This is a genomic window from Fictibacillus sp. UD, from assembly GCF_043558025.1.
Classification (GTDB): domain Bacteria; phylum Bacillota; class Bacilli; order Bacillales; family Fictibacillaceae; genus Fictibacillus.
Genome location: NZ_JARUHH010000020.1, coordinates 48066 through 58760, shown reverse-complemented (window position 1 = coordinate 58760; position 10695 = coordinate 48066). Strand labels below are relative to the sequence as shown.

At 41.8% G+C, this 10695-nt stretch carries 13 protein-coding genes; all 13 read right to left on the bottom strand.

Annotation, left to right across the window (positions count from 1 at the left end):
- Positions 1–505: 505 nt before the first annotated feature.
- On the bottom strand, positions 506–1999 hold the full coding sequence (gene lysS, locus P8610_RS19015; protein ID WP_394605785.1) for a lysine--tRNA ligase: 1494 nt from the start codon (positions 1997–1999) through the stop codon (positions 506–508).
- A gap of 16 nt (positions 2000–2015) precedes the next feature.
- A complete protein-coding gene (locus P8610_RS19010) occupies positions 2016–2429 on the bottom strand; it encodes a GreA/GreB family elongation factor (protein ID WP_289493690.1) in 414 nt (137 codons plus the stop codon).
- Between the two features lie 101 nt (positions 2430–2530).
- Positions 2531–3520 carry a tRNA dihydrouridine synthase DusB gene (gene dusB, locus P8610_RS19005; protein WP_394605784.1) on the bottom strand — a complete coding sequence of 330 codons (990 nt, stop codon included), beginning with the start codon at positions 3518–3520 and terminating at the stop codon, positions 2531–2533.
- Positions 3521–3563: 43 nt separating this feature from the next.
- Entirely contained in the window at positions 3564–3761 is a 198-nt protein-coding gene (locus P8610_RS19000; protein WP_066238222.1) for a helix-turn-helix domain-containing protein, read from the bottom strand.
- Positions 3713–4246 (bottom strand): 2-amino-4-hydroxy-6-hydroxymethyldihydropteridine diphosphokinase, encoded by a 534-nt coding sequence (gene folK, locus P8610_RS18995; RefSeq protein ID WP_394605783.1) that lies wholly within the window; start codon positions 4244–4246, stop codon positions 3713–3715. The genes P8610_RS19000 and folK overlap by 49 nt, the downstream gene beginning before the upstream one ends.
- Positions 4247–4609 (bottom strand): dihydroneopterin aldolase, encoded by a 363-nt coding sequence (gene folB, locus P8610_RS18990; protein ID WP_394605782.1) that lies wholly within the window; start codon positions 4607–4609, stop codon positions 4247–4249. It abuts the gene before it with no gap.
- Positions 4602–5456 (bottom strand): dihydropteroate synthase, encoded by an 855-nt coding sequence (gene folP, locus P8610_RS18985; protein ID WP_394605781.1) that lies wholly within the window; start codon positions 5454–5456, stop codon positions 4602–4604. Before folP ends, folB begins: the two co-directional genes overlap by 8 nt.
- A 26-nt stretch (positions 5457–5482) precedes the next feature.
- A complete protein-coding gene (pabC, locus tag P8610_RS18980; RefSeq protein WP_394605780.1) occupies positions 5483–6331 on the bottom strand; it encodes an aminodeoxychorismate lyase in 849 nt (282 codons plus the stop codon).
- Entirely contained in the window at positions 6316–6912 is a 597-nt protein-coding gene (gene pabA / locus P8610_RS18975; RefSeq protein WP_394605779.1) for an aminodeoxychorismate/anthranilate synthase component II, read from the bottom strand. Before pabA ends, pabC begins: the two co-directional genes overlap by 16 nt.
- Before the next feature lie 30 nt (positions 6913–6942).
- On the bottom strand, positions 6943–8364 hold the full coding sequence (locus tag P8610_RS18970) for an anthranilate synthase component I family protein (RefSeq protein WP_394605788.1): 1422 nt from the start codon (positions 8362–8364) through the stop codon (positions 6943–6945).
- 124 nt (positions 8365–8488) lie between these two features.
- A complete protein-coding gene (locus P8610_RS18965) occupies positions 8489–8623 on the bottom strand; it encodes a hypothetical protein (protein ID WP_394605778.1) in 135 nt (44 codons plus the stop codon).
- A 102-nt stretch (positions 8624–8725) separates the two neighbouring features.
- On the bottom strand, positions 8726–9652 hold the full coding sequence (cysK, locus tag P8610_RS18960; RefSeq protein WP_394605777.1) for a cysteine synthase A: 927 nt from the start codon (positions 9650–9652) through the stop codon (positions 8726–8728).
- Between the two features lie 156 nt (positions 9653–9808).
- Positions 9809–10693 carry an Hsp33 family molecular chaperone HslO gene (gene hslO, locus P8610_RS18955; RefSeq protein WP_394605776.1) on the bottom strand — a complete coding sequence of 295 codons (885 nt, stop codon included), beginning with the start codon at positions 10691–10693 and terminating at the stop codon, positions 9809–9811.
- Positions 10694–10695: the final 2 nt, after the last annotated feature.

Genomic DNA, 10695 nt, shown 5'->3' with positions numbered 1-10695 from the left:
GCGTTCATCCTGAGCCAGGATCAAACTCTCCATAAAAGTGTTTGTCTTGCTCGATTTTAAAACTGACGGAATTAATTTAATTCCTTACCTATTTCTTTTGTTCAGTTTTCAAAGAACTGTGTGTTTCTAGCTTGCCGCTCGTTTTGGCGACTTTATTAGATTACCATGTCGCAACCCTCATTGTCAACAGCTTTTTTCAAAAACTTTTAATCGTTTAAGTAAAGCTTTCAACATGTCAGTATTCCTTGCGACGAAGAATAATATACCACCATTTTCGCTCTTGTACAATAGTTTTAACGAATAAAAGTTAACTTTTATTTAAGCCATTATACAGTTATAACGCATTCTACTAGATAAGCGTATCAATAAGTTGCAGCCATACAAGATATAGTGAAATGATATTTCATCAAATACACCTTCATTATATTTCTCATTTTCTAAAATCCTATACTCAAAACGCCAGACAAAACAAAAAGCCAGCAATGTGCTGGCTTTTGCGAATCAATTACTTTTCTGAATGACGCATTTGCGGGAATAAAAGGACATCACGGATAGAAGGTGAGTTTGTTAGCAGCATAACAAGACGATCGATTCCAATCCCTAGACCGCCTGTTGGAGGCATTCCGTACTCAAGCGCCTCTACAAAGTCTTCATCCATCATATGTGCTTCGTCGTTTCCTTCAGCACGTTCTTTTAGCTGCTCTTCAAAACGTTCACGCTGATCGATCGGATCATTAAGCTCTGAGAATGCATTTGCATGCTCACGTCCGACAATAAATAACTCAAAACGATCTGTGAAACGCGGATCTTCCGGATTCTTCTTCGCTAGAGGTGAGATTTCAACTGGGTGACCGTACACGAATGTAGGCTGAATCAGTTTTTCCTCAACAAAGTGCTCGAAGAATTCATTTACAACATGGCCATAAGACATGTTGTCTTTTACAGGTACTTTATGTTCTTTTGCTAAAGCACGTGCTTCTTCGTCTGTCATTTCTGGCCAGAAGTCTACACCAGCGGCTTCTTTAATCGCATCAACCATGTGTACTCTTTTCCAGCGCGGCTTAAGATCTACTTCGTAGTCGCCATACGTTACAGTAGTTGAACCTAGAACATCCTCTGCGATATGGGCGATCAAGTTCTCGGTTAACTCCATAATATCAAGGTAATCCGCATATGCTTCATATAGCTCGATCATCGTAAATTCAGGATTATGACGAGTTGATACCCCTTCGTTACGGAATACACGGCCGATTTCATAAACCTTTTCAAGTCCGCCTACAATTAGACGCTTTAAGTGAAGCTCGATTGCGATACGCATATAAAGCTCCATATCAAGCGCATTATGATGCGTGATAAACGGACGTGCAGATGCTCCACCTGGAATAGAGTGCATTGTAGGTGTTTCTACTTCTAAATAACCATTATCATCTAAATAGCGTCGCATAGAACGAATGATCTTAGAACGAGAAATAAAAGTATCCTTAACTTCTGGATTCATAATCAAATCCACATAACGTTGACGATAACGCTGTTCAACGTCTTTTAAACCGTGGAACTTATCCGGAAGCGGGCGCAAGGATTTTGTAAGAAGCCGAAAATCTTTCGCTTTAATCGAAAGTTCTCCTACTTTCGTTTTGAAAACTAATCCTGTTACACCTACCCAGTCACCGATATCAATCGTATTAAATAGTTCGTATTGCTCTTCACCGACTGCATCTAATCTTACATAGATTTGAATCTTGCCTGTTAGATCTTGAATATGAGCGAATCCTGCTTTACCTTTTCCGCGTTTGGTCATAATACGGCCAGCAAGGGTAACTGAGATTTCTTCGCTATCTAATTCTTCTTTTTCTTTTTCTCCGTATTCAGACACAAGGTCACTTGCTGTATGTGTACGGTTATACTTTGTACCAAAAGGGTCTACTCCTTTTTCTGTTAGAGCAGCTAACTTTTCTCTTCGTACGCGCAGCAAATCATTTAATTCTAATTCCTGACTCATGGGAACACTCCTAGCTTTAGCAGTTTTGAATATCTATTATGGTATAAGTTAAGTTCTCGCCTAAAGGAACAACAACAGTAAATGTTGAATGAACGGCTTTCCCTATTGCAGCTTTTGCGATCGGGGACTGGACAGATATGAGATTTTCACGAGGATCCGCTTCAAAAGGATGAACGATTGTGTAGGTATACCTTTCCTTATAAACAGTGTCCTCTATTGTAAGAACAGAGCCTGGTTCTACAAAGTCTCCCGCTTCTCTTACAATCGGCCATGTGACGGATCGAGCTAAGATATCCGTTATCTCGGCCATTCGTGACTGAATGAATTCTCTTTCTGGAGATTGCCTGCATTCCTTTTTGCGTTTTAATAGGTATTGTAATTCTTGTTCTAGATTCCTGGTGCCTTCTTGGGTGAGTTTAAGCATAGCCATATGCCATTCCTCCTCAATCATTATAAAAGAAAACACCAGATGTTTGTTAATTAAGCAAACAACAGCCAGTCATCTGATGATCTGGCTGTATTTTGCTAGCTTTAGCTGATTTTTTGCAGTTCTTCAATTTGCTCTACATAACCAAACAATAGTTTACTCATGCCATCACGAGTAGTCATCTGGTTGATCTCATTTCGGACAGAACCTGTTTGCGGCAAACCTTTTAGATACCATGCTGCGTGTTTTCTCATCTCTCTTGCAGCAACATCTTCACCTTTTAGTTCGATCAAACGGTCCATATGAAGCATGCAGATTTCCATCTTTTCGCGAGCAGTAGGTTCTGGAGCGATTTCTCCGTTTTGCAGATATTGAACGGTACGATAAAGCATCCAAGGGTTGCCTAGAGCCGCTCTTCCGATCATCACACCATCTACTCCGTATTTGTCCAAATGCTCTTTCGCTTCTTGAGGTGTAGAAATATCACCATTACCGATTACAGGAATCGATACGGTCTTCTTCACTTCACCGATGATGTCCCAGTCTGCTGTTCCTTCGTACATTTGAACACGTGTACGCCCGTGCACAGCTACTGCAGCACCACCAGCACGTTCGACGGCTTGAGCGTTCTTCACTGCATAAATGTGATCTTCATCCCATCCGATCCGCATTTTTACAGTGACTGGTTTTTGAACGGCATCAACAGTCGCAGCTACCATCTCATAAATCTTGTCTGGGTCTAGAAGCCATTTTGCTCCTGCATCACATTTTGTGATCTTCGGAACCGGGCATCCCATGTTTATATCGATAATGTCTGCGTTTGTATGTTTATCAACGTATTTAGCAGCAGCAACCAGAGATTCACGTTCTCCGCCAAAGATCTGCAGACTAAGCGGTTTTTCGCGTTCATCTACATAAAGCATCTTTAGGGATCTTTCATTCTCATGTAAAATTCCTTTGTCACTTACCATCTCTGCACATACGAGTCCCGCTCCGAACTCTTTGGCGATTAAACGGAATGCAGGGTTGCATACACCAGCCATCGGCGCTAGAACTACTTGGTTTTTCAGTGTAATATCACCGATTTTCAACATCCATATCACCTCATTTCGCTTGTTGGATTTGCTATCTATCTGCTTACTGTAACTCTTCAACGTTAATGCTGAACTGATTCGCTATTTTATGAAGCAAATCTACTTTGGGCTTTCGGCTGCCCCTTTCTACCTCGCCTAAAACGGATACTGAGATTCCTATGTCTTTTGCAAGCTGTTCTTGGGTATAGCCTTTTAATTTTCTGAACGCACGGATGCGTCTTCCGAGTCTGTCTTCTTCCATATGCGTACACCTTCTTTATCTCTTTGTTCGCAAAGGACTTGATGTAATGAAATTGTTTTCTCCGGATAAACATCATCAGGAGCAATTTCTCTTAGAGGTATGAGAACAAATGCCCTTTCAAGCATACGTGGATGCGGAATCGTTAACACTTCCGTCTGTATACTTACACTATTATACAATAAAATGTCAAGGTCTATTGTTCTCGGTCCCCACTTTTGAACTCGTTTTCGGTCCAGTTTCATCTCCACCTCTTGCAGTTTGCTCAAAAGCCCCTGTGGAGAAAGACTGGTTTTGAGTTTTAATGCCAAATTTAGAAACAACGGCTGATCTGTAACACCAACAGGGTCTGTTTCGTAGATAGATGAAACGGATTCGATAGATATCTCAGAGTACTCCTCTAAAAGTGAGATTGCTTTTGTAAGCAATTGCTCTCGATCCCCCATGTTGGAGCCAACTGACAAATAAGCGATATGGTTGTTCGCCATTTATGCGCGCCCTCTTGTGATCTCGACCGCCACCGATTCATAGTGACCAGGAATTGGGGGGTCTGGCTTTATAACTTTAATCGTTGCCTCATCAATTAAAGGAAACTTTGCAAGCAATGCTGCAGAGATCGATTCAGCTAATGTCTCCAAAAGCTTTACAGAGTCACCTTCCACGATTTCTTTAACAGCTCCGTATACCTCACCGTAGTTGACCGTATAGTTCAGTTCATCTGAAAGTCCAGCTTTTGATAAGTCCATAGACAACACTGCGTCCACGTTAAAACGCTGTCCAAGCTTTTGCTCTTCTGCAAAGACTCCGTGGTAGCCGTAAAATTTCATACCGTTCACATATATTTTATCCATGAGATAGCGCTCCTTTACCGAGCATGATATCCATCATTTTTGCCATTCTGCTTATTTCCTTTACATCATGAACACGTACGATTGAACAGCCTCTCTCAATTCCAAGGCAAACTGTTGCGCCTGTTCCTTCCACTCGTTCTTCTACCGGAAGATCCAGTGCCTTGCCGATCATTGATTTTCGTGAAGTTCCTAATAAAACAGGATAGCCCATCTCTGCGATTTCATTCAATCTTCTTATCGTTTCAAGGTTTTGCTTAAACGTTTTAACAAAACCAACACCCGGATCCAAGATGATATTCTCAGGATTGACTCCCGCCTTAACGGTAATAGCAATGCTGTGCTCTAAGTCTGCAATGACATCCGGCATAAATTCTTGATAGTTCGTATCAAATCGATTATGCATCAAGATTACCGGTACATTCGTATCGGCCATTACTTTCGGCATGTCAGGGTCAAATTTTGCTCCCCAAACGTCATTAATGATATGAGCACCTGCTTTTACCGCTTGATAGGCCGTCTCTGCTTTATATGTGTCGATGGATAATGGAACATCCACCTCATTTTTTAATGCTTCAATCACTGGAATAACGCGCTCCAGCTCTTGATCGAGCGGTACCTTTTGAGCTCCAGGTCTTGTGGATTCGCCGCCAATATCAATCATATCAGCACCATCCATCACCATTTGCTTCGCGTGGGCAACGGCTTGTTCAATCCGATTGTGATGTCCGCCATCTGAAAACGAATCAGGTGTGACATTTAGAATCCCCATCACATATGTCTTTTTTGAAAAATCCAGTACGTATTCGCCACAATTAAGCCTAGCCTGTTTTAATAACATTTCATTCATGGAGAATCTATCCTTTCAAAAATACATCAAATACTTCGGAGTTGTTTTTTTGTATGTTCGTTATAAAGTCTTCTGTACAGATCGAAAATTTCACCTTCAGCACCAGGGAACTCTTTATCTTGAAACTTGTTCACTGGTACGAGTTCTTGGATCGAGTTCGTAAGGAAAATTTCATCCGCTTCAACTAACTTCTCTATTTTATAATTCCCTGTTTCAAAAGGAATGTTCAGAATATGTGATGCTTTCATTACCCATTTTCGAGTGATGCCTTCTAAAATGCCTGTAGAAGTCCCAGGTGTAAAGAGCTTGTTATCACTGTACCAAAATAAGTTCGACACCGTTCCTTCGCTGATGTATCCTTCTTGTGTTAAAAAAACACCTTCTTGATTCACAGCGGAAAGTTCTCTCTTGCCAAGAATGCTGTTTAAATAATGATGTGATTTTAGCCTCTTCTCACCCTCTGGTGTATTGCGCACCGTTTTTAACGGAATCAGTTCTTTTTCAGAAATGGTGCTGCTTTCAATGAGAGGTTTAGTATATAGAATTACGGCAGGTTTTTCGTAAGGAAGAGTCTGTAGCCCGATATCCCCCACACCCGCTGAAACATTCAATCTAAAGTAAGCATCATCCATCTCATTTTTGCGCAGCAGCGTTTTTACCATTTCTATTACGGTATCCGTATCAAGCTCTAAGTAAATATTCAGCTCTTTTAGAGCTTCATGCAGCCTAGTCAAGTGTTCATTAATCAAAAAAGGGAAGCCGCCATACGTTCTGAACGTTTCGAACGCACCCAAGCCGTACATGAATCCGTGATCGTACGGCGAGATGACTGCTTCTTCTTTAGAAACTACTTTTCCATTTAAATAGATGTACATGATGCTTTTTTACCTTTATAAAAATCGATAAAGTTTCGTAAAAGTTTCTTGCCGTCTTCCGTTAAAATTGACTCCGGATGATATTGTACGCCTTCAATCGGAAGTTCTTTATGACGGATTCCCATGATTTCTCCTTCTTTCGTCCAAGAAGAAATCTCAAAGCAATCAGGTAGCGTTTCTCTTTTAACGATTAGGGAATGATAGCGTGTCGCGGGAAACTCTTGCGCTAATCCTTCATAAACCGTTTTGCCGTCATGAAGAACCGGGGATACTTTTCCGTGCATCAATCGTTCTGCACGTACCACGTCTCCTCCGAATACTTGAGCAATCGACTGGTGACCTAAACAAACACCAAAAATCGGGATTCTTCCGGCAAAGTATGAAATAGCTTCTAAGCTTATACCCGCTTCATTTGGTGAACAAGGTCCTGGAGAAATCATTAAGAATTCAGGATCCAGTTGCTCAATTTCTTCTATCGTTATCTCATCGTTTCGTTTTACGACAAGCTCCTCACCCATCTCTCCTAAATACTGAACGAGGTTGTACGTAAAAGAATCGTAGTTATCAATCATTAAAATCATCTCGTCTCTTCTCCTCTCATGTGCTGTGTGTTAAACCAAAATTGACCCGAGCTCACTTTGCTCTTTGGCACGCCACAACGCCTCTGCTTTTTTTAAACTCTCTTTGTATTCACTTTCAGGTATGGAGTCAATCACAATCCCGGCACCCGCTTGAACGTGTGCAGTTTCATTTTGACATACCATCGTTCGAATTGCGATATTCATTTCGGTATCACCGTTAAAACCGATCCAGCCCATGCTTCCTGTGTAAACACCTCTTCGTACAGGTTCCAACTCCTCAATGATTTCCATCGTTCTCACTTTTGGAGCGCCGGTGATTGTACCACCTGGGAAGGTCGCTTTTATACAATCAAACGCATCACACTCTGGCCTTAATGTACCAATCACATTAGAGACGATATGCATCACGTGCGAATACCTCTCGATCACCATAAACTCGTCCACATTTACGCTGCCATAAACAGAAACCTTACCAAGGTCGTTTCGTTCAAGATCGACGAGCATCACATGTTCAGCACGTTCCTTTTCATTTTGAATCAACGTGTTCGCAAGCTCCAGATCTTCTTCTTCCGTTCTCCCGCGCGGACGTGTGCCTGCAATTGGCCGGGTACTCACACGATCACCTTTTTTCTTCACTAAAAGTTCAGGCGAAGCACTAACAAGCTGAAAGTCAGGGGTATGCAGATATCCCATATACGGTGACGGGTTAATTCTTCTTAATTCTTCATATATGTGAATCGGTGATGTTCGCAGCGCTTTTGACTGACGAACAGACAAGTTCACTTGGAACACGTCGCCTTCAGAAATGTAATCTTGAATCTTTTTGACCGCGTCTACAAAAACGTCTTCTGTCATTGATACGTGCTTAAAATCATCTATAGGAAAGCTCTGACTATCTTGTTGAATATCCCGAGCAGACAGCGGAGCTTCCCACATTTCTTTAAAAGCACGAAGCTTGTCCAAATGATAAGGGTCATTCTTCTCTTTCCCTAGAACAAAGATCCAAAGTTTGTTTGTTTCATGATCGTAGACGAAAACATCTTTAAACAACAGAAAATACAAGTCAGGTAACTGCAGATCATCTTCTGAAGTAACAGGCAGTTTCTCAAACTCACGTGTAAGGTCATAGCTTAAATATCCGATCGCCCCGCCTGTAAAGTCAGGAAATCCTTCTACTCGTTCTACTTCAAAATCTTTAAACCAGTTTTGAAACTGCTCATATACCGGACCGTTTAAAACCGTCGAGCCTTCATCCGTTTGTATGGTTAATTCATTATGTTTACCAGTGACTTCAGCGAAAGGAGAAAGTCCGATGATGCTGTACTTTCCTGTTCTACCGCTCTCCAACAAAACGTGGCGAGGTTCAGTCGCTGCTAAGAATTTATATTTATAAAACCACTCTTCTTTAGAAAGGTGTATACATGAATGCATGACATGCCATTTGTTGTTCATCCCCATACGGTCACTCTCCCAAAAATCTTCTGCTTACATTGTACATGAGGTGTTTCAGTTTGGCACATCTTTCTCCCAATTTCCTGCATTTACATGGGTTTTATCACCATTTAAAAAGCCTTAGTTAAGCCTTGTTGCTTTGAAAGAGGTCGATTTCCGTTTCAGGTGCTCGCTTTCCGCGGGGCAGACGGTGAGCCACATTCGTTCGTGTCACTCTTAAGTGTCTCACCTGCCCACCTGTCCCGCAGGAGTCTCCCACCTTTCACTACAATCCCCTTGCAATGAAGAGAAAACAAAATATATAATCTTGTGAGAAATAACTCATCAAAAAAAAGCCCCCAATAGGGAGCCCGCAAAATGATTAATCTTCAAACTGGTACAACGGTGTACTTAAGTAACGCTCGCCGTTACTTGGAATAATGGCTAATACCTTTTTGCCTTTGCCTAGCTTCTTAGCGACTTTTAGCGCTGCTGAGATTGCTGCACCTGATGAGATACCGCCTAACAGACCTTCTTCACGTGCTGCTTTTCTTGCCCATTCAAACGCTTCGTCATTTGAGATCGTTAACACTTCATCGTAAATGTCAGTTTTTAAGATATCAGGAACAAAACCTGCGCCGATTCCTTGAATTTTGTGCGGTCCTGGTTTACCTCCAGATAATACAGGAGAATCCGTTGGTTCTACAGCGTATATCTTTAAATCTGGATACTTCTCTTTTAATACCTGCCCTGCACCCGTAATCGTACCACCCGTTCCGATTCCAGAAACAAATGCGTCTAGCCCATCTGGAAATTGTGATAATATCTCTTGCCCTGTCGTATCTCTATGAATAGCAGGGTTCGCTTCATTCTTAAACTGCTGCGGCATGAAGTAGCCATTTTCTTTCGCTAACTCTTCTGCTTTTCTAATCGCTCCGCCCATTCCTTCAGGACCTGGCGTTAAAACAAGGTCCGCTCCATACGCTCTAAGCAGGTTTCTTCTTTCTAAACTCATTGTTTCAGGCATTACGAGGACCGTTTTATAACCCTTTGCAGCAGCAACCATCGCCAAACCGATTCCTGTGTTTCCGCTTGTTGGCTCTACAATCGTATCTTCCGCTTTTAATTTTCCGTTCTTTTCCGCATCTTCAATCATCGCTAATGCGATACGGTCTTTTACACTGCTTCCCGGATTCATAAACTCTAATTTTAGATACACATCTGCCATATCCTCTGTTGTAATACGATTCAATTTAACAACAGGTGTCTGACCAATCAATTCTGTTACGGATTGCGCCACTCTTGCCATTTGCCATCACTCCTAAAACCGAGTATTTTTATTGGATTAATTGTAGCAACCCTGGAAATACCCTGTCAATTTTATTGCACACGTAAGTTATCTATTACAATGGTACGCAGAATTCTTCTTTTCATGTATAAAACAAAACCCGGAAAAATTCCGGGTTTAGGATTTTGCTTGATCCAGCAAGCTTTGAAGTTCTTCTTTTGAAAAGATATAAGTCGCATTACAGAACTGACAATTTGTTTCCGCTTGGCCGTCTTCTTCTATTATATCAGTGATCTCTTGCTCACCAAGACTGACGATTGCCTGTCCAAAACGCTCATGTGAGCACGTACATTGAAAACGTACTGGAGATTTTTCTAAGATTTGAACTTGATCTTCTCCTAAAAGCTCAAATAAGATTTCCTCTGGTGTCATTCCTTTTTCGATCAAACGTGAGATCGGTGGGATCGCGTTGATTCTCTCTTCTAGAAGATCAACGATTGTATCTGACGCATTCGGCATGACTTGAACAATAAACCCGCCAGATGCTTTGATCGAATTATCCGGATTCACGAGAACTCCTACACCTACTGCAGAAGGCACCTGTTCAGATGAAGCAAAGTAATACGTAAAGTCTTCTCCAAGCTCACCTGAAACCATCGGCACTTGTCCCGTAAACTTCTCGCGCATGCCGATGTCTTTAAGAACAGATAAATATCCGTCCTTACCGACCGCTCTTGCTACATCCAGTTTCCCATTGCTGTTCAGTTCAAAGTGTGTGTGCGGATTTGTAACATAGCCTCGTGTCTCACCTTTTGTATTGCTGTCTACGATGATTACGCCGATCGGCCCACCGCCTTCGATCTTAACTGTGATGTTGTTGTCTTCGCCTTTTAGCATCATGCCCATCATCGTTGACGCCGTCATCGCTCGTCCTAGTGCGGCCGATGCTGTTGGCCATGTGTCATGTCTTCTTTGCGCTTCACTTACCATCTCTGTTGAGGAGATCGCATAAGCACGAATCTGCCCGTCAAAAGCCAGTGCTTTTATTAAATAATCATTCATCG

What these genes read in the sequence shown, in the direction of transcription:
- lysS (WP_394605785.1), bottom strand. Translation starts at nt 1,999, where the DNA reads ATGAGTCAGGAATTAGAATTAAATGATTTGCTGCGCGTACGAAGAGAA.
- P8610_RS19010 (WP_289493690.1), bottom strand. Translation starts at nt 2,429, where the DNA reads ATGGCTATGCTTAAACTCACCCAAGAAGGCACCAGGAATCTAGAACAA.
- dusB (WP_394605784.1), bottom strand. Translation starts at nt 3,520, where the DNA reads ATGTTGAAAATCGGTGATATTACACTGAAAAACCAAGTAGTTCTAGCG.
- P8610_RS19000 (WP_066238222.1), bottom strand. Translation starts at nt 3,761, where the DNA reads ATGGAAGAAGACAGACTCGGAAGACGCATCCGTGCGTTCAGAAAATTA.
- folK (WP_394605783.1), bottom strand. Translation starts at nt 4,246, where the DNA reads ATGGCGAACAACCATATCGCTTATTTGTCAGTTGGCTCCAACATGGGG.
- folB (WP_394605782.1), bottom strand. Translation starts at nt 4,609, where the DNA reads ATGGATAAAATATATGTGAACGGTATGAAATTTTACGGCTACCACGGA.
- folP (WP_394605781.1), bottom strand. Translation starts at nt 5,456, where the DNA reads ATGAATGAAATGTTATTAAAACAGGCTAGGCTTAATTGTGGCGAATAC.
- pabC (WP_394605780.1), bottom strand. Translation starts at nt 6,331, where the DNA reads ATGTACATCTATTTAAATGGAAAAGTAGTTTCTAAAGAAGAAGCAGTC.
- pabA (WP_394605779.1), bottom strand. Translation starts at nt 6,912, where the DNA reads ATGATTTTAATGATTGATAACTACGATTCTTTTACGTACAACCTCGTT.
- P8610_RS18970 (WP_394605788.1), bottom strand. Translation starts at nt 8,364, where the DNA reads ATGAACAACAAATGGCATGTCATGCATTCATGTATACACCTTTCTAAA.
- cysK (WP_394605777.1), bottom strand. Translation starts at nt 9,652, where the DNA reads ATGGCAAGAGTGGCGCAATCCGTAACAGAATTGATTGGTCAGACACCT.
- hslO (WP_394605776.1), bottom strand. Translation starts at nt 10,693, where the DNA reads ATGAATGATTATTTAATAAAAGCACTGGCTTTTGACGGGCAGATTCGT.